Source organism: Mycolicibacterium alvei (assembly GCF_010727325.1).
In the GTDB taxonomy this organism is placed as follows: domain Bacteria; phylum Actinomycetota; class Actinomycetes; order Mycobacteriales; family Mycobacteriaceae; genus Mycobacterium; species Mycobacterium alvei.
On the sequence record NZ_AP022565.1, the window covers coordinates 1,848,510 to 1,866,662 of the forward strand.

Below are 18,153 nucleotides of genomic sequence, written 5' to 3' on the forward strand. Positions count from 1 at the left end.
CCGGCGGGGCGTCGCCCGAGCGGCGATCGGATCACGCCGACGATGCGTCCGGTGTAGCTTCTGCGGACTTGGGCCGGGCGATCATTGTGCTCGATTCGCTCATCGAACCGATCCGCACAGATCCGCGTGGGCGAAACTCGTTACTCCCCCCGCTGGCCTCGCCGGATTCGCGTGACGAGTTCGATCTCCGCCCGCTCGTTCTCGGCATCAAGCTGCCGCGCGAACAGTGCGGTGGCGAAGCGGTCGAGTTGGTCGTGTAGGTCACGGTTCTTCTGGCGTAGTTCGGCGATGGTCTGCCGGTCGTTACGGATCGCAGCGGCATTCAGGCTGTCACCCCTAGTCAGGTTCGCGGTGAGTTGCTCGAAGCGGCTGTTGAGACGGTACGAGCTGTTCTCGATTCGGTCCTGAACGAAGGCGCGAGCGACGGCGTCGTGACTCCGGCCGGTGATCGCTTCGATTTGTCTTTTGGTGCGTGGCATGTCGGAGCTGTTCTCAATGGCGGTGATGGCGTCGGCGATCGCTTGCATGACGGCATCGCTGACGCGCTTGCGGGTGGGGCTAGGCATGTTCGTTCTCCTGGTCCAGGTCGTCGTCGTAGAGGTCGTCTGGGTCGTCGGCCGTGGTGAGTTCGCGGCGGATGCGGGCGAGGTTTGCGCGGTCTCGGCGCATCTGTTCGATGAGAGCCGGATGGCCGCGCTGTTGATCGAGGTAGGTGTCGATGCGGTCGATGGCACTGGCGATCACGCCGACATGTGCAGAGCGCAGTAGGGCGTTGGTGCAGTCGACGCCGACGCACACGTGGTCGCCGAGTTTTGGGCGGTCGCCGCCGCAGCTACTGGTTGCCGGGTTCCACATGCAGTCATTGGTGAGCCCCAGGTGAAGTCGCTCGGCTAGCGTTGCGGTGAGGCGATCGGCGCGGTCAGAGTTGGTGATGATCTGTGCGCGGAATCCGGTCACGTGGTGAGCTGCCGGCCCTGCCACGGGACTATCCGCCTGCAGCAGGGCGGCGGCGTCGCTGTGCAGGACGCGTTTGCGTTCGTCGTCCATCAGGCGTACGGCCCGTTGTTGTCCGTCACTCATGTAGCCGGTGGTCATCCGCCATGCGCTGTGTCCCAGTTGGATTCCCAATCCGAGTTCCGCTCCGGGGCGGGTGGTGGCGAAGACACTGAACGCACGTCGGAGGGAGGTTGCGTTGACGGCCTGGCCGTTCGGGATCGCGATGTGTTCCAGCCCGAGTCCCCGACCGCGTCCTGGTCGTTGGGCGGGGTCATCGTTGACGAACGCGATGAGCCTGGCGATGTCGCGATTCGGGGCGTAGGAGCCAGCGTTGCCACTGCGGCGGGCGAACAGATGCGTGTCGTGTCTTGTGAGTTCGCCCAGCACCTCGACGGTCCGGATGACAGGTCTGGGTGCCCACCACGTTCGGCGCTCACCGTCAGGATGGTCGTTGCCCTTGTGCTGGATGCTGCGGAGCGCGGCGAGTCCGTCCTTGGTGGTGTGACTGTCGCATGTCAGTTCCTGGATCTCGCTGTCGCGCATGCCGGTAAGACTGGCGATCAGGATGTAGCAAGCAGCGCGGAGCACGCTTTCGAGATACTCGGTTTCACCGAGGCCCAACTCCTCCACCCACGGGCTGCTTGTCCCGTCCGGGTGGGAGACGACGGCAGTCGGCACGTGCAGTCCTCCGAAAGTCGCCCGCTGCGGGTCGGCCGCAGCGGTTGCGATTAGTGCCGTGGCGTCCGGCATGTACTGGTGGCTCGCCCGGTTGAGGACGTTGGCGTTGATGCCGAGGAGTTTTTCTAGCAGTGTCGTATTCGGCTCTCCTCGTTGATGTTTGGTGCGGCCGAACCCGGTATGCAGGGGTAACAGACCGCGCTGCTCCGTCCAGTCGAGCAAGGCGTTGTACGCGTTGGCTCCAGCTGGTCCTCGTGGCTCCTTCGGAAGCGCAGCTCGAGTATCGGTCGCGGCGATGATGTCATCGCTGAATCGGTCGACGATTACCCATGATGCGGTGATGAGCGGCGCCCAGGTCTCCCACGGGAGGGGCGGCGTGGTGTTCTCGGTGTGCGTGACTTCACCGCTGACGCTGGAAGCGCTGCGGCCCGCCCAGGGGAAGAAGGAAAGCGCATCGGGCAGAACTGCCTGGCACTCTCGCAGCAACCGCAAGGTGGTGACGTACCCACGGATACTCGTCGCGGTGAGTCCGACGCCGCCCGCGCGGTGCTGGCCAGTGCGGAGGTCATCGAGGAAACGATCGGCGTCGGCTTGAGTCCAGTCGGCGAAGCGGGCGGTTCCGTTGTCCTCGGACCACTTGGCGATGACGACGAGCTTGCGAAAGCAGTCGTATAGCCCTGCTGGTGGTGTTCCGTCGCCGCGGCGGATGACGCCCGCCTCTACGACGACTTCGCGGTCGGGGGCTGCGACCGTCATGAGGATGTTCTTGACGGTCATGCGGTGCACATCCGGAGCGCTGGCGAAGTGAATGTAGCGCTCTGCCATGTTGACCCGGTTGGCCACAAGGGCGAGATCCCATGGGTCGTCGCCGTATTGCGGGCCGCCGGCAAGATGGGGCCAGACGCGCACCTCCGCGGTGAAGGGGTTCCTCCACAATGCTGGGGATTCTCGCGGGGATCTTCTGGCCGTCACGATGCCGGTGCTTCCGGGACGCCACGCATGTCGTTGAGAATGCCTGCGTCGATCGGTGTCAGGTTCGCTTGCTGGCGGGCGTGCTTGACCTGCTCGGGAGTGAAGGTCGGCAGGACCACCTCAGTGATGGTGTCGTAGATCGGTTTCCAGTGCGTCTGCCAGGTTTCCGGGTCGGCGGCGCGATCGGGATGTGTCATGTCCTGGATCGCGAGGGCAGCCGGCAGGTGGTGCAGCGTGATGAGCGCGTTGGGGCACGCGAAGCAGGTGCCGGTGATGGACTTGGTGCAGACCGTTCCTTTCTTCTCGTAGGGGCTGTCGAGAGGATTGCGGCATCCGGTGTGTGGTCCGTCGAGTTGGCCGGCAACTAGAGCGCTGGCGGTGTCCTGGTCGAGGCCGGGCGCGTCTGCACCGGCTCGGATGGCTTGCTCAGCGTCCGGGCTAACGATGGTCGGACCGTTGATAGCGCTGTCGAATATGTCGTTGACGCTGTCGATGAGGATGCGGCCGGCTTCGGCGCGGAGAACAGTGCTGTTGGTGTAGTGGCCGAAGAAGGTCTTCGCGGAGTGGCGGCGCCCGTTAGCCAGGTAGGACTTGGGGTCGGCGAGCACTTCGCGGGTGGTGGCAACCTTGCGCAGCCGTGCCCATTGGTTCGGACCCGATAGCGGAAGGCTGTTCCGCGCGGCAATCTCAGATAGCCGGTAAGCCAGGCGCTGCCAAGGTGGTTGCTTCACTCTCCCATGAACATCCTCCATCAGGATCAATGAGGGGTTATCAGATTCGGCGCGGGCGGCTGCGTTGAGCATCACGGCCCAGCGAAACGCGGTGAATGGAGCGGTGTCACGGCGGGCGTACACCTCGTCGTACGTTTCGTGTGCGCGGTTCTTGGTGTATCGGACGCGGAGCAGGTCGATGAGGTCGTTCTCGGCGAGATAGCGGAGTCTGTCTATCGGCGACAGCGTGGACACCGAGTCCTCTGCTTCGGCCGTGGTAGTGGCTTCGATGTCGTGAACGGTCAGGGCGCGGAGCACCTCAGGCGGTTCGCCGGTTGCGAGGCTGAGCAGTACGTGTGTGGCGGTCTGGACGTCGATGTCGGTAATGCCTCGGTCCGGCTGGGACAGAGCATTTTTCGCCTTCTGGTAAGCCCATCGGCGCCATGCGCGGGTCTCCTGCTCGCTCAGCGGCGGCAGTCCGTCGTTGCGGTGGTGCCATAAGCGCGGTTGTCGCGCCAACCGATCGGCGATCTGTTCATGAAGCGTGCCGGGGTGGTCATCCTCGTGCCGTCGAAGGAGGGCGAAGACGTGGACGACTTTGCGATAGGCGGTGTCTGATTTCGCTTCTCGGTGACTAGCCAGCATATTGAGTTCCCACAGGTCCAAATGTGCCCGGCGCAAGTCCCGCAACGCGAATGCGGTCTTCTGATCGTCGGTCAGCGGTAGCGTACCCATCGACCGCAAGAAGCTCAGAAGCCCTGACGTGAGTGAGTACTCCATGCGCCCGAACTCAGTAAGCACCTCGAGCCAAGTCCCTGCGAGTTCGGCTGCGATAACCGGTGTCTCAAACGTCGAGGGGTCAATGGTGTAGGTCAGTGTGTCGCTGTACACGGCCCACTCGAAGGTGAACCGGCCATCGTTCGACGCCGACGGTGTCGCAGAATTCGCGGGCACGTCGGGGGTCGAGTAGGAGCCCCTCACTGAACGTCTCCGGCATCGGGGCCAACGTCGGGCTCATCCCAGTCGTCCTCGATGGTCTCGGGGTCGGGGCCGGGGTCGTCATCGGTATGTCCTACGACGTCGGCTGCGGTTCCCGCGAGGGCGGCCGGAACGTCTTCGGTCCATGTGCCTGCGGCGTGGAGGTAGTGCATGGTGGTCTGGACGCTGGCGTGGCCGAGGAGTTCCTTGACGGTCAGTACGGGGTTTGCCAGCAGCAGGTAGGCGTCTCCGGCGCGCTGTCGTCCTTCCTTCATGAGCGCGGCCAGCATCCGGACCGCGTAAGAATGTCGCATCGTGTGAGGTGTGACGTGAACGTGGCGGGGCGGCTGGTCTCGGTGGCCGGAGTGGCGGACTCGTTCGCGAGCGTCGGCGAAGAGTTGGTTCCAGCGTTCGAGTCCGGGTGGGAGTCCGCTGCGGGATACGAACAACGCGAGTGGGTCGATGGTGCCGTCATCGAGGAGCCGGACGGCTTTGGCCCGGTCCTTGTTGGTGAACCGGACCAGTGGAATGCGCTGGGATCCGATGGCGACGTAGAGCTTTCCCCGCCGCTCGATTAGGTCGTCGACCACCAGCAGAGAGCCGTCACGAATCTTGGCGCGGAGGCTGCGTTGGGCCGCCTTTACGACGCGGTGCCGTTCCGTCCGGCGGTAGAGGTCGGTGGCGTGGGCTACCTGTGCGGTGATGTAGATGGATCGGACCACCTGCTTCTTGCCGAGCCGGTCGAAGACCTGGATGGACTCGGATCCCATCGTTTCGGGGGCCGGAACCTCGGCGTCGAGGAGAAGCGCGCACTCCTCGCGTCGGAGGCCGGTGGTTGCCAGTAGCAGCCCGTACACGTAGTCGCGTTCGGGGTAGGCGGGCGCACCCGCGGGGTCGGAGCCGTCACCGCGCAGGCCGACCTCGAGGAAGTGCTTGGTCTGGGCCGCCTTGAGGAATCGCGCTCTACGCTCGCGATGTTTGTGGGAAATGAGAGTGTTGCGGTTGTTGCGGCCCCAGCGCGGGATCGGGTCTTTCTCCATCCAGCCGATCTGGGCGGCGTAGTAGAAGAACGAGGAGAAGCAGCCAAATTCGGTAGCCAGCGTGCTGTCCAGGACTTCCTGCTGGCGGGCATCCCGGTAAGCGGTCAGATCCTCAGTCGTGGTGGCGGTGAGGTCCACCAATTCCCCGCCGCGGCGCTGGCGTACGAACCGCAGCAACCGAGCGAGATGGTAGGCGTGAAAGCTCCGCAGGCTGTCGAGGTCGTAGGCGCGTTGACGCCATGCGGTCAGCAGGTAGGTGTTGAGTCGGTCGCAGCCGGTCAGTGAGCCGTCGTCATCGACGATGAACGGAAGGCCGTCCGGGATGTCCTGCCGGTCGAGCGCCTGCACAACCGACGACCATGGGAGCGTTGTCACGCCATCGGGAGCTTGCAGAACTTCGCCCTCGCGAGCGCTTCTCCGGACCATGACTATCCGCATGCAGAGACCTCCTTACCGCCTGTGCATCCAGTCGTACCGCAGGGGTATGACACTTTTGCTCGTCGGCAAGGAGGTCTCGAATATGAAGTTATCTGTGTTCTATCGGTGGAGCTGCCGGGAATTGAACCCGGGTCCTACGGCATGTCCTCGAGGCTTCTCCGTGCGCAGTTCGCTGTGCCTCTACTCGGATCTCTCAGTCACGCGAACAAGCTGAGATGACGATCCCAGTCGCTGTTTGATGTCCCCACGGATTCCGCGACCGAACCCGTGGGTGGGTCCCTCTAGCTGATGCCAGGGTCCGGGCCGAGGGCGCTCCCGGTCTGACAGACACGCAGTCGCTTAGGCAGCGAGTGCGTAGTCGCGCTGATTGGAATCGGCGCTTAATTGGTTGCAACGACGCTTACGGTGGTCTCTTGCCTGCACCGGCACGCTTCCCTTGATTCGATGCGCGAAGTCGAAACCGATCAGCCCCTCGCATCCCTGCCGACTTCCGGCAGGACTGTTCATAGTACGCCAGGCCCAACGGCGAACGCCAAGTGATTATTCCGGCGGAGGTTTCGTGTCGCTCGCAACCGCCAAGGGTGCGCGGACTGCCGGTGAAATACAGCGTGTCGGGCAGCAGACGCGCACGCTCGCCGTGCTCAGGACATGCCCTTGGCGCGGCGGCCCAACTCGCGGGTGATCTCCCGGTCGGCGTCACGCTTGGCGATGTCGTGACGTTTGTCGTGGGCCTGCTTACCGCGGGCCAACGCCAGCTCGACCTTGACCTTGCCGTCGGAGAAGTACATCGACAGCGGCACCAGGGTCAGGTTGCCGTCCCGGATCTTGCCGATCAGGTTGTCGATCTGACTCCGGTGCAGCAGCAACTTACGGTTGCGCCGCGGCGCGTGGTTGGTCCAGGTGCCGTGGTGATACTCCGCGATATGCACGTTGCGCAGCCAGATCTCGCCGTCGTCGACGGTGGCGAACGCGTCTGCCAGCGAGGCCTGCCCCTCACGCAAGCTCTTGACCTCGGTACCCATCAACGCGATACCCGCCTCATAGGTATCGAGGATCATGTAATTGTGCCGCGCCTTGCGATTGCTGGCCACAATCTGCTTGTTACCGGCGGGGCTGGATTTCTTCGTCGCCACTAAGCCACAACTACCTTCGTATGTAGAGCCGCAGCGTCACGTAGGCGGTGATGCCTGACATCGCCAGGCCGAGGAACAACATCCACGGTGCACTGAAGTAGAGCACGTCAGCGTAGTCGACTCGGGCAATCAGATTCGACTGATAAAACTGGTCGAGCGCCTTCTCCAGGAACACCGCGCGCACCACGATCAGCCCGACGATCGCGATCACCACGCCGATCAGGGCCGCGATCATCGCCTCCACGAGGAACGGCAGCTGCGTATACCAGCGGGTCGCACCGACCAGGCGCATGATGCCGATCTCGGTGCGCCGCGTGTAGGCAGCCACCTGGACCATGTTGGCGATCAGCAGGACCGCACCGATCGCCTGCACCAGTGCCACCGCGAACGCGACACTGCTGAGGCCGTCGAGCACGGCGAACAACCGGTCGATCAGGTCTTTCTGGTTGAGCACGTTGAGCACCCCGGGCTGGCCCTGCATCGCCTTGTCGAACGCCTCGTGCTGTTCGGGGTCGTTGAGCTTGACGATGAACGACGCCGGGAACGCGTCCTTGCCCGCGACATCCTTGTACTGGGGGAACTTCTTGATCGCGTCTTCATAAGCCTGCTCGCGGTTGAGGAAGCTCAGCGAGCGCACGTCGTCGCGGTCGTCGATCAGTCGGTACAGCGCCTTGCACGCGTCGCCGTCGCAGGTGGGGTCGTTGGCCGAGATGTCGTCGGTCAGGAACACCTGGCTTTCGACCCGGTCCAGGTAGATGTCGCGGGACTGGTCGGCCAACCGGATCACCAGCAGACCTCCACCGAACAACCCGATGGAGATGGCAGTGGTCAGGATCATCGCCACCGTCATCGTGACGTTGCGACGAAGCCCGGTCAGAACTTCATTGACGAGAAATCCGAAGCGCACTTAGCGATCCATTCCGTAGACGCCGCGCTGCTCATCACGAATCAGCCGGCCGAGTTCGAGTTCGACGACCCGCTGGCGCATGGAGTCGACGATGTGATGGTCGTGGGTGGCCATCAGCACCGTGGTGCCGGTGCGGTTGATCCGTTCCAGCAGATCCATGATGTCCTTGCTGGTCTCGGGATCCAAGTTTCCGGTGGGCTCGTCGGCGATCAGGACCAGCGGACGGTTGACGAAGGCCCGCGCGATGGCGACGCGCTGCTGCTCGCCACCGGACAGTTCGCTCGGCAGCCGGTTGGCCTTTCCGGACAGACCGACCATCTCCAACACGTCCGGGACCACCCGGTTGATCACCTCGCCGCGCTTGCCGATCACCTCGAGTGCGAACGCCACGTTTTCGAACACGGTCTTCTGCTGCAACAGCCGGAAGTCCTGGAAAACGCACCCGATGACCTGACGCAGGCTCGGGACGTGGCGGCCGGGGAGCTTGTTGACGTGAAACTTCGACACCTGGATGTCACCGGAGGTCGGCGTCTCGGCGGCCAGCAGCAATCGCATGAACGTCGACTTGCCCGAACCCGACGGGCCGATAAGGAAGACGAACTCACCCTTGTCGATTTTCAACGAGACGTCGTCGAGCGCTGGGCGCGCCGAAGACTTGTAATGCTTAGTCACGTGGTCGAGGGTGATCATCACGGCACGCCAGTCTAGCGGGGCGAAAGTATCCGGCTGGTCAGGCTAGCGCGGCAATGTCGGCGCCACCGGCTCCAGGGCTGGTTGCTGCTGCTCGGCCGGAGGACTCGGAGCCGCCCCCGGGAGCACCGGCAACGTGATGGGCGGAAGCAGTCCAGGACCGTCCGGATCGACCACCGTCGTACGCGGAGCGCCCGGCGACGGTGTCGTGCTGGGAGTCGTCGGCACACCGGGTATGGCGGTCTCGGTGGTCTCCGGCGTCTCGGTCGGCGTCGTGGTCGTCGGGATGGTGGTCTCCGGCGTCTCGGTCGGTGTGGTGGTACGGGGCGCCTGCACCTTGGTCCGCGGCACCCAGGTGTAGTCGGGATCGGGCACGAACCCGGGCGGCACCACCTGGGTGTCGGGCGACTGCGGCTCGGCCTGCGTGGGCCGGTACTCCTGTTGCACCCACGACAGCGCGATGAACACCAGGATCAATGCCACCGTCGACGTGCGAACCCGGCCCACCCGGCTGTGCCAGAACTTGGTCGCACCCTCCGTCAGCCGGGTGAAGTCGACCCTCACTTCTTCGGCTCCTGCGCCGTGACGGCCTGCGCCTGCGCGACGACGTCTGGGTGGATCACGTCGCCCGCAGCGGCGATCGATGCGTCAGACGCTGTCACCACCCCGGCCCGGCGCAGCGCACGCACCACGCGGACCCGCAACCGTCTGCCCACATCGAACTGTTTGCCCGGCAGGGTGCGCGCGACCATCCGCAGGTTGACGGTGTCGAGTCCGATGCTCTCGACACCCATCAGCTGGGGTTTGTCGAGCAACAGCTTGGACAGCTCGCCGTCCTCGGCCGCCTTCTCGGCGACGTCGTTGAGCACGTCGTTGAGCACGTCGTTGACCACGTTGAGGTCCACGCCCACCGGTACCGGGATGTCGACGACCGCGCGCGCCCAGTCCTTGGACAGGTTCAGCGCCTTCACGATCTGCCCGTTGGGCACGGTGTACATCTCGCCCTCGGATGAGCGCAGCTTGGTGACCCGCAGCGTGACGTCCTCGACCGTGCCCTCGGCTTCGTTGGCCGCCGCGATGGTCAACCTCACGAGGTCGCCGAAGCCGTACTGCTTCTCGGTGATGATGAAGAAGCCGGCAAGCAGGTCCTGCACGATGCGCTGCGCACCGAAACCCAGCGCGGCGCCGAGCACTGCGGCCGGGGCGACCAGGGAGGCGACCGGCACCTCGAGGGCGTCGGTGACCTCGACGAGCACGATGATGAACAGGACCGCCACCGACACCCACGAGATCACCGAGGCGACCGCCTGCCGGTGCTTGGCGCTCTCCGAGCGCACCAGCTGATCACTTTCCTGGTACTCGGCGTCGATCCGGCGCACCACCCGTTGCGCGGCCCAGTTGATGAATCGCGCCGCCAGCAGGCCGCCGATGATCAGCAGGGCGATCCGCAGCCCGGTGGTCAGAATCCACACACCGATCTCGCCGGCCCAGAAATCGTGCCAACGGGCGGCGAGGGACATGGTCAACAGCGTATTAGTCGTCGTCATCTTTTCTGTTGCGCCATCTGATCCCGGCCTCCAGGAATCCGTCGATGTCCCCGTCGAGGACCGTGCTCGGATTTCCGACCTCGTACTCAGTGCGGAGATCCTTCACCATCTGATAGGGGTGCAGCACATAGGAGCGCATCTGGTTGCCCCATGAGCTGCCGCCGTCGCCCTTGAGCGCGTCCATCTCGGCGCGTTCTTCCAAACGCTTGCGTTCCAGCAGCCGTGCCTGCAGAACCCGCATCGCCGCGACCTTGTTCTGCAGCTGCGACTTCTCGTTCTGACAGGTCACCACGATGCCGGAGGGGACGTGGGTGAGCCGGACCGCGGAGTCGGTGGTGTTCACCGACTGTCCACCCGGGCCGCTGGACCGGTACACGTCGACGCGGAGGTCGCCTTCGGGGATCTCGATGTGGTCCGTGGTCTCCACGACCGGGAGTACCTCGACGTCGGCGAACGAGGTCTGGCGCCGGCTCTGATTGTCGAACGGGCTGATGCGCACCAGCCGGTGGGTGCCCTGCTCGACCGACAGGGTGCCGTAGGCGAACGGGGCGTGCACGGCGAAGGTCGCGCTCTTGATCCCGGCTTCCTCGGCGTAGGACGTATCGAACACCTCGACCGGGTAGTCATGCTTCTCGGCCCATCGGATGTACATCCGCATCAGCATCTCGGCCCAGTCCGCGGCGTCGACGCCACCCGCGCCGGAGCGGATCGTGACGACGGCCTCCCGCTCGTCGTACTCCCCCGACAGCAGGGTGCGGACCTCGAGGGTCTCGATCTCTTCGCGAAGCTTGGCGAGCTCGGCATCGGCCTCGGCGAGCTCGTCTTCGCCACCCTCTTCGGCTGCCAGCTCGAACAGCACCGGCACATCCTCGACTCGCTGACGCAGTTCCTGCACCCTGCGCAGTTCACTCTGCGCATGCGAGAGGTCGCTGGTGACCTTCTGGGCCCGCGACTGGTCGTCCCAGAGCTTCGGATCGGACGCCTGCTGCTCGAGCATGTCGATCCGCTGGCGCAGGCCATCGATGTCGAGCACCCGCTCCACGGTCGTCAAGGTGGTGTCGAGTGCGGCTATGGCGGCTTGGCGGTCTGGATCCACGAATGTTCAGGGTACCCGGCGCGATTTCGGCGGCAGTTCTCTCCGACTCGCGGCAGCGCCGACGATCTGTGTTTAAAGTCGGGTGGTACTCGGCCCAGCACGTCATCGGCCGGGTCTGTGACGGTTTTTCCGCTCGTTAAGAAGGCAGGGTATGCGCCCATATCACGTAGCGATCGTCGGCTCCGGCCCTTCGGGGTTCTTTGCTGCCGCATCGTTGCTGAAGTTCGCCGATCTCCCCGACTCTGATCGCGACGTCCGCGTCGACATGCTCGAGATGCTGCCGACCCCGTGGGGGCTGGTGCGCTCGGGGGTGGCACCCGACCATCCGAAGATCAAGTCGATCAGCGCGCAGTTCGACAAGATCGCGGCCGATCCCCGGTTCCGGTTCTTCGGCAACATCAAGGTCGGCGAGCACGTCACGCCGGCCGAGTTGGCACAACGCTACGACTCGGTGGTCTATGCCATCGGTGCACAGTCCGACCGGGCCCTGCACATTCCCGGGGAGGAGTTGCCCGGCAGTGTGGCCGCGGTGGATTTCGTCGGCTGGTACAACGCCCATCCGCATTTCACCGGTATGGCACCCAATCTGGCGGGCGGGCGGGCGGTGGTGGTCGGTAACGGCAACGTCGCCCTCGATGTGGCTCGCATCCTGGTCAGCGACCCACAAGCCCTGGCCAACACCGACATCGCCGAACACGCGCTGGCCTCGCTGGACACCCGCGGGGTGGAAGAGGTGGTCGTGATCGGACGCCGCGGGCCGTTGCAGGCGACGTTCACGACACTGGAACTGCGCGAACTGGGCGACATGGAGGGGCTGGGAGACGTCGACGTCATCCTCGACCCGGCCGATTTCGCGGACATCACCGACGACGATCTCGAAGCCGCGGGTAAGACCGTCAAACAGAACATCAAGGCGCTGCGCAAGTACATCGACCAGCCGCCCCAAGAAACCAAGCGGCGCATCGTGTTCCGCTTCTGCACCTCCCCCATCGAATTGCGCGGTGAGGATCGGGTCGAGTCGATTGTGCTGGGCCGCAACCAGCTTGTCCGCGATGAGGACGGGCGCATGGCGGCCAAGGACACCGGGGAACGCGAGGAGCTGCCGGTCCAGCTGGTGGTGCGGGCGGTCGGCTACCGCGGCGTACCCACGCCGGGGCTTCCGTTCGACGAACGCTCCGGCACGATCCCGCACACCGACGGGCGCATCGACGGCAGCCGCAACGAATACGTGGTGGGTTGGATCAAGCGGGGACCCTCCGGCGTGATCGGCAGCAATAAGAAAGACTCGCAGGACACCGTCGATACCCTGCTCGGCGATCTTCGGGCCGGCGGAATTGAAGAGCGAGGCCCCGAATACGCCAACGAACTGGCCGAGTGGCTGCTGGAACACCAGCCCGCCCTCGTCACCAACGCACACTGGCAGCTGATCGATGCGCACGAGCGGGCCGCCGGCGAGTCGGTCGGGCGGCCTCGCGTCAAGCTGGCGAGTGTGGCCGAACTGCTGCGGGTCGGCCACGCCTGATCAGGCCGGTGGCGGCTCCGCGGGCGCGAAGGCCCATTTGTCCGGATTGCCCGGCGAGTAGACGACGGGGAACAACGCGCCCATGGCCGGCCAGTCGTTCACGTCGACGGCCATCCTCTGGTACACGACGTGCTCGCTGACGGTCGGCCCGGTGATGACGCCGGTGATCGTGACGTACTGCTCCCCCGTGACGTCCGGGCGCGGACTCACCCCGGTCACCAGCAACGTGCCGTGCGCCAGCTCACCGCGAATTCCCCGGTGCCGCATGATCCGTGGCGCCAGCAACAGCACCAGCGCACCCACGAGCAAGAGAAGTATGCCGAATTCCCACACCAGGCCATGGTAGGACTGCACGCATGGGTAGCACCGCAGAAGACATGGCATTGGCCCTCGACTTGGCCGATCAGGCCGATGCACTCACCATGGATCGCTTCGGCGCGCTCGATCTGCACATCGAGACCAAACCCGACCTGACCCCGGTCACCGACGCCGACCGCGGAGCCGAGGAAGCACTGCGTGCCGCACTGGCAGCAGCCCGGCCCGACGACACGGTGTTCGGCGAAGAGTTCGGTGGGACAACGACATTGACCGGACGTCAATGGGTGATCGATCCGATCGACGGAACCAAGAACTTCGTCCGTGGCGTTCCGGTGTGGTGCACCTTGATCGCGCTGCTCGAAGACGGTGTCCCGACCGTCGGCGTGGTGAGTGCACCGGCACTGGCCCGGAGATGGTGGGCGGGCCTGGGTCAGGGCGCGTTCGGTTCGTTCGCCGGGACGACCCGCAAACTGTCGGTGTCAGGCGTCGGCGACCTGGCATCGGCAAGCCTGTCCTACTCCGACCTGACCACCGGCTGGGACGACCGCCGGGACAGCTTCGTCGCGTTGACCGATGCGGTGTGGCGGGTGCGCGGCTACGGCGACTTCTGGTCGTACTGCATGGTCGCCGAGGGCGCGGTCGACATCGCCTGTGAGCCCGAGGTGAAGCTCTGGGACATCGCCCCGCTGGACATCCTCATCCGCGAGGCCGGCGGCACGTTCACCAGCATCGACGGGGCTCAGGGCCCGCACGGACGTAGCGCATTGGCCACCAATGGACTGCTGCACGAGGCGGTGCTGACCAGGCTGTCCGCCGGGTGAACGGGCCTCGTCACGAGGTGTGAAGTTGGTAACAGATGCCATACCTTACTCCGGAGTAAGATACGGTCAGATGCGTCGCCACGACCAGCAGAGGCAGCCGACATGACCAACACCCTGCCGTCCAAGAACGGCACCCCCTCCCGTCCCTCCAGCTCCGGCCGGCACAGTGCGGTTGGACTGCACAAGCACAAGCGCACAGCGACCGACATCGGGCTGGCGCTGATCACGCCCCTCGTCGGCCAGGAATTCCTGGACCGCTACGGCCTGCGCGATCCGCTCAACCGCGGTCTGAAATACGGTGTCAAACAAGCGTTTTCGACCCTCGGCTCGGCCACCCGGCAATTCCAGAAGGTCCAGGGCCTGGGCAAGGCGCCGACCCGACTGAAGGCCAGCGGGGCCGACTACTTCGACCTGACCCCCGACGAAGACCAGCAGATGATCGTCGAGACGGTCCGGGAGTTCTCCGCGGAGATCCTGCGACCGGCCGCGCATGACGCCGACGAGGCTGCGGCCTACCCGGCGGACCTGATCGCCAAGGCCGCCGAACTGGGTATCACCGCGGTCAACGTGCCCGAAGACTTCGACGGCATCGCCGAGCACCGCAGCACCGTCACCAATGCGCTCGTCGCGGAGGCGCTGGCCTACGGCGACATGGGTCTGGCCCTGCCGATCCTGGCCCCCGGCGGCGTCGCCTCGGCGCTGACCCACTGGGGCAGCGCCGACCAGCAGGCCACCTACCTCAAGGACTTCGCCGGCGACAACGTGCCACAGGCCTGCGTGGCGATCGCCGAACCGCATGCCTTGTTCGACCCCACCGCACTCAGGACCACCGCGGTCCGCACCCCGGGCGGCTACCGGTTGTCCGGCGTCAAGTCGCTGGTGCCGGCCGCCGCCGATGCCGAATTGTTCATCGTGGCAGCGCAATTGAACGGTAAGCCGGCGATGTTCATCGTCGAGTCCTCGTCACCGGGGCTCACCGTCAAGGCTGATCCGAGCATGGGCATCCGTGCGGCCGCCCTCGGTCAGATCGAGCTCGACAACGTGGCGGTGCCGCTGGGCAACCGTCTCGGCGAGGACGGCGCGACAGATCAGGACTACAGCGAGGCGATCGCCCTGTCCCGGCTGGGCTGGGCCGCGCTGGCCGTCGGCACCTCACATGCGGTGCTCGACTACGTCATCCCCTACATCAAGGAACGCACGGCCTTCGGCGAGCCGATCGCCCACCGCCAGTCGGTGGCGTTCATGACCGCCAACATCGCCATCGAACTCGACGGCCTGCGGCTCATCACCTGGCGCGGCGCCGCCCGCGCCGAGCAGGGGCTGCCGTTCGCCCGCGAGGCGGCACTGGCCCGCAAGCTCGGCACCGACAAGGGCATGCAGATCGGTCTGGACGGTGTGCAGCTGCTGGGCGGTCACGGTTACACCAAGGAACACCCGGTCGAGCGCTGGTACCGCGACCTGCGGGCCATCGGCGTCGCCGAGGGTGTCGTAGTCATCTGACCCGGCGTCATTCCTTTTCCTGAGCTGAAAGACTAATCATGGCAATCAATCTGGAAATGCCCCGCAAGCTCCAGGCGGTCATCGACAAGGGCCACCAGGGCGCCGCCGAGATGCTTCGCCCGATCTCGCGCAAGTACGACCTCGCCGAGCACGCCTACCCCGTCGAGCTGGACACGCTGGCCACGCTCTTCGAAGGCATGTCGGCAGCCAAGACGATCTCGTTCGCGGGTGCCGATGCGTTCCGCGACGACGCCAACGCCAAGGGCGACAAGACCACCGTCAACGGTGCCAACATGTCCGCGCTGCTCAACGCACTGGAGGTCAGCTGGGGCGATGTCGCCCTGCTGCTGTCGGTGCCGCGCCAGGGCCTGGGCAACGCCGCCATCTCCTCGGTGGCCACCCCTGAACAACTCGACCGTCTGGGCAAGGACGTGTGGGCCGCAATGGCCATCACTGAGCCGTCATTCGGGTCCGATTCGGCGGCGGTGAGCACGACCGCGGTGCTCGACGGCGACGAGTATGTGATCAACGGTGAGAAGATCTTCGTCACCGCGGGTTCGCGGGCCACCCACATCGTGGTGTGGGCGACTCTGGACAAGTCGTTGGGCCGGGCGGCCATCAAGTCGTTCATCGTGCCGCGCGAGCATCCCGGGGTCACCGTCGAGCGTCTCGAACACAAGTTGGGTATCAAGGCATCCGACACCGCGGTGATCCGCTTCGAGAACGCCCGCATCCCCAAGGACAACCTCCTGGGCGACCCGGAGATCCACGTGGACAAGGGTTTTGCCGGGGTCATGGAGACCTTCGACAACACCCGGCCGATCGTGGCGGCCATGGCCGTCGGTATCGCCCGCGCCGCTCTGGAGGACCTGCGCGCGATCCTCACCGACGCCGGCATCGAGATCTCCTACGACAAGCCCGCCCACGCCCAGAGCGCCGCGGCCGCGGAGTTCCTGCGCATGGAGGCCGACTGGGAGTCCGGCTACCTGTTGACCGTCCGCTCGGCCTGGCAGGCCGACAACAGGATCCCCAACTCCAAGGAAGCCTCGATGGGTAAGGCCAAGGCCGCCCGGGTGGCCAGCGACATCACCCTCAAGGCCGTCGAAATGGCCGGCACCACCGGCTATTCCGAGCAGACCCTGCTGGAGAAGTGGGCCCGCGATTCAAAGATCCTCGACATCTTCGAAGGCACCCAGCAGATTCAGCAACTGGTGGTTGCCCGCCGCCTGCTGGGTCTGTCCTCGGCTGAATTGAAGTAGTCGCATATTCAGCCGGTTCTCCCGGCGAGCAGACGCCCCGGATCGGGCGCGCACCCACAGATAGCGAAATCGCCCAGAACACCAAGTGTTCTGGGCGATCTCGTTATCGCGTGTTGTTCGGCTCAGCCGAGCACCCGCTGCAGGTCCGGAACCATGGCCTGCAACTCCGCGCCCCAGTAGGCCCAGTTGTGGGTACCGGATGCCGGGAAGTTGAACACACCGTTGGTGCCGCCCGCGGCGATGTAGTTGTCCTGGAAGGTGCGGTTGGTCTTGATGGTCAGGCCTTCGAGGAAGGTGGCAGGCAGGTCGCCGCCGCCCAGCTCGTTGGGCTGGCCGTTACCGCAGTAGATCCAGAGCCGGGTGTTGTTGGCAACCAGCGTGGGGATCTGCACCATCGGGTCGTTGCGCTTCCAGCCGCTGTTCGGGTCCTCGGTCGGGCCCCACATGTCGTTGGCCTTGTAGCCACCGGCGTCACCCATGGAGATGTTGATCAGGAACGGCCACCAGCCCTCGGAGGGGTTCAGGAAGCCCGACATCGAACCGGCGTAGATGAACCGGTCAGGGTGGTAGGTCGCGAGGATGAGCGCTGCGGAGCCGGCCATCGACAGGCCGATCGCTGCGTTGCCGTTCGCCGCGACGTCGCGGTTGGCAGCCAGCCACTGCGGCAGCTCGCTGGTCAGGAAGGTCTCCCACTTGTACGTGGTGCAACCGGCCTTACCGCAGGCCTGGTTGTACCAGTCGGCGTAGAAGCTGGACTGGCCACCGACAGGCATGACCACCGACAGGCCGCTGTTGAGGAACATCTCGAACGCGTTGGTGTTGATGTCCCAACCGTTGAAGTCGTCCTGAGCGCGCAGGCCGTCGAGCAGGTACACCGCGTGCGAACCGGGCCCACCACTCTGGAACTGAATCTTGATGTCGCGGCCCATCGACGGCGACGGGACCATCAGGTATTCCACCGGCAGACCCGGACGGGAGAATGCTCCCGCGGTCGCCGACCCGCCGGTCACGCCGATCAAGCCAGGCAGCATCAGCGCTGCCACGGCCGCCACCGTCATGCGGCGGGCCCAATGGCCACGAATCTTGTCAATGAAGGTCATACTGCGAATCCATCCGTTTCCGGTCAACTAACGCCATTTGCGCGATCAGCGATGAGTATCGCCAAGAGACACCGCAGCGACCGAGTCGCTGCACTGTCACGCCCGCTCGCCTGAGCCGGTGCCTCTGATGAGCGGACCGAAGAATTCAGTTGTTGCGCCATGAGTAAATCACGCGCCCACGAAGGTGGAAAACCCGCGGCGCGCCGCCGAACTGCACATCTGCGGATTTCAAAAAGTGATTTCGACTTTATCTATTACGCGTTGGTGGGCGATCTACCTGGGAAAATGGCCCAACACTCGCGACCGCGCGGACGGCGGTCGATGAACACCGATGCGCATCTGTTCACAACTGGTGTCCGGACGGTTATCCGATCGTCGCCATCCAGTTTTCGAAATGCCCGGCCAGAGCCTTCGGGACCGCCCCGACCAACGCCATACTAAAAAGTAT

The 18,153-nt window shown here is 65.0% G+C and carries 16 protein-coding genes and 1 other RNA gene; 4 read left to right on the forward strand and 13 right to left on the reverse strand.

Features of this window, described 5'->3' with window-relative positions; all coding sequences use genetic code 11:
* Positions 1–140: 140 nt before the first annotated feature.
* The 11 genes from G6N44_RS08825 to prfB form a co-directional block, all read right to left on the reverse strand.
* Positions 141–566 (reverse strand): hypothetical protein, encoded by a 426-nt coding sequence (locus G6N44_RS08825; RefSeq protein WP_052615835.1) that lies wholly within the window; start codon positions 564–566, stop codon positions 141–143.
* Positions 559–2,610, reverse strand: a complete 2,052-nt coding sequence (locus tag G6N44_RS08830; protein WP_234799819.1) for a hypothetical protein — start codon at positions 2,608–2,610, stop codon at positions 559–561. Before G6N44_RS08830 ends, G6N44_RS08825 begins: the two co-directional genes overlap by 8 nt.
* A 32-nt stretch (positions 2,611–2,642) precedes the next feature.
* The gene (locus G6N44_RS29430; protein WP_234786295.1) at positions 2,643–4,247 is read right to left on the reverse strand and encodes a hypothetical protein; all 1,605 of its coding nucleotides are present in this window, start codon (positions 4,245–4,247) and stop codon (positions 2,643–2,645) included.
* A gap of 86 nt (positions 4,248–4,333) precedes the next feature.
* Positions 4,334–5,749 carry a tyrosine-type recombinase/integrase gene (locus G6N44_RS08845; RefSeq protein WP_234805731.1) on the reverse strand — a complete coding sequence of 472 codons (1,416 nt, stop codon included), beginning with the start codon at positions 5,747–5,749 and terminating at the stop codon, positions 4,334–4,336.
* A gap of 166 nt (positions 5,750–5,915) precedes the next feature.
* Positions 5,916–6,284, reverse strand: a transfer-messenger RNA (tmRNA) gene (gene ssrA, locus G6N44_RS08850).
* Positions 6,285–6,453: 169 nt separating this feature from the next.
* Positions 6,454–6,945 carry an SsrA-binding protein SmpB gene (gene smpB, locus G6N44_RS08855; RefSeq protein ID WP_163663164.1) on the reverse strand — a complete coding sequence of 164 codons (492 nt, stop codon included), beginning with the start codon at positions 6,943–6,945 and terminating at the stop codon, positions 6,454–6,456.
* A gap of 10 nt (positions 6,946–6,955) precedes the next feature.
* Positions 6,956–7,852, reverse strand: a complete 897-nt coding sequence (gene ftsX, locus G6N44_RS08860; RefSeq protein ID WP_163663167.1) for a permease-like cell division protein FtsX — start codon at positions 7,850–7,852, stop codon at positions 6,956–6,958.
* Positions 7,853–8,542, reverse strand: coding sequence for a cell division ATP-binding protein FtsE (gene ftsE / locus G6N44_RS08865; protein ID WP_163669750.1), 690 nt, complete (start codon positions 8,540–8,542; stop codon positions 7,853–7,855).
* A gap of 45 nt (positions 8,543–8,587) precedes the next feature.
* The gene (locus tag G6N44_RS08870; RefSeq protein WP_163663169.1) at positions 8,588–9,106 is read right to left on the reverse strand and encodes an Rv3103c family proline-rich protein; all 519 of its coding nucleotides are present in this window, start codon (positions 9,104–9,106) and stop codon (positions 8,588–8,590) included.
* Positions 9,103–10,062 carry a mechanosensitive ion channel family protein gene (locus tag G6N44_RS08875; protein ID WP_372508187.1) on the reverse strand — a complete coding sequence of 320 codons (960 nt, stop codon included), beginning with the start codon at positions 10,060–10,062 and terminating at the stop codon, positions 9,103–9,105. The genes G6N44_RS08870 and G6N44_RS08875 overlap by 4 nt, the downstream gene beginning before the upstream one ends.
* A 13-nt stretch (positions 10,063–10,075) precedes the next feature.
* Complete coding sequence (prfB, locus tag G6N44_RS08880) at positions 10,076–11,185, reverse strand: peptide chain release factor 2 (protein ID WP_163663174.1); 1,110 nt, start codon at positions 11,183–11,185, stop codon at positions 10,076–10,078.
* A gap of 151 nt (positions 11,186–11,336) precedes the next feature.
* Between prfB and G6N44_RS08885 the strand changes: the two genes are divergently transcribed.
* Positions 11,337–12,707 carry an FAD-dependent oxidoreductase gene (locus tag G6N44_RS08885; protein ID WP_163663176.1) on the forward strand — a complete coding sequence of 457 codons (1,371 nt, stop codon included), beginning with the start codon at positions 11,337–11,339 and terminating at the stop codon, positions 12,705–12,707.
* Here G6N44_RS08885 and G6N44_RS08890 read toward each other — a convergent pair whose 3' ends face one another.
* Positions 12,708–13,040, reverse strand: a complete 333-nt coding sequence (locus G6N44_RS08890) for a hypothetical protein (protein ID WP_163663178.1) — start codon at positions 13,038–13,040, stop codon at positions 12,708–12,710.
* 23 nt (positions 13,041–13,063) lie between these two features.
* Here G6N44_RS08890 and hisN point away from each other — a divergent pair, with 23 nt between their 5' ends.
* The 3 genes from hisN (at position 13,064) to G6N44_RS08905 (ending at position 16,605) form a co-directional block, all read left to right on the forward strand.
* The gene (gene hisN / locus G6N44_RS08895; protein ID WP_163663181.1) at positions 13,064–13,846 is read left to right on the forward strand and encodes a histidinol-phosphatase; all 783 of its coding nucleotides are present in this window, start codon (positions 13,064–13,066) and stop codon (positions 13,844–13,846) included.
* Positions 13,847–13,948: 102 nt separating this feature from the next.
* On the forward strand, positions 13,949–15,346 hold the full coding sequence (locus tag G6N44_RS08900; RefSeq protein WP_163663183.1) for an acyl-CoA dehydrogenase family protein: 1,398 nt from the start codon (positions 13,949–13,951) through the stop codon (positions 15,344–15,346).
* Between the two features lie 38 nt (positions 15,347–15,384).
* On the forward strand, positions 15,385–16,605 hold the full coding sequence (locus G6N44_RS08905) for an acyl-CoA dehydrogenase family protein (RefSeq protein ID WP_163663186.1): 1,221 nt from the start codon (positions 15,385–15,387) through the stop codon (positions 16,603–16,605).
* Positions 16,606–16,727: 122 nt separating this feature from the next.
* Here G6N44_RS08905 and G6N44_RS08910 read toward each other — a convergent pair whose 3' ends face one another.
* Positions 16,728–17,705 (reverse strand): esterase family protein, encoded by a 978-nt coding sequence (locus G6N44_RS08910; protein WP_163663189.1) that lies wholly within the window; start codon positions 17,703–17,705, stop codon positions 16,728–16,730.
* Positions 17,706–18,153: the final 448 nt, after the last annotated feature.

Coding starts and splice junctions, on each gene's coding strand:
- G6N44_RS08910 (WP_163663189.1), bottom strand. CDS start 17,705: ATGACCTTCATTGACAAGATTCGTGGCCATTGGGCCCGCCGCATGACG.
- G6N44_RS08900 (WP_163663183.1), top strand. CDS start 13,949: ATGACCAACACCCTGCCGTCCAAGAACGGCACCCCCTCCCGTCCCTCC.
- G6N44_RS08905 (WP_163663186.1), top strand. CDS start 15,385: ATGGCAATCAATCTGGAAATGCCCCGCAAGCTCCAGGCGGTCATCGAC.
- ftsE (WP_163669750.1), bottom strand. CDS start 8,542: ATGATCACCCTCGACCACGTGACTAAGCATTACAAGTCTTCGGCGCGC.
- G6N44_RS08875 (WP_372508187.1), bottom strand. CDS start 10,062: ATGTCCCTCGCCGCCCGTTGGCACGATTTCTGGGCCGGCGAGATCGGT.
- G6N44_RS08825 (WP_052615835.1), bottom strand. CDS start 566: ATGCCTAGCCCCACCCGCAAGCGCGTCAGCGATGCCGTCATGCAAGCG.
- hisN (WP_163663181.1), top strand. CDS start 13,064: ATGGGTAGCACCGCAGAAGACATGGCATTGGCCCTCGACTTGGCCGAT.
- G6N44_RS08885 (WP_163663176.1), top strand. CDS start 11,337: ATGCGCCCATATCACGTAGCGATCGTCGGCTCCGGCCCTTCGGGGTTC.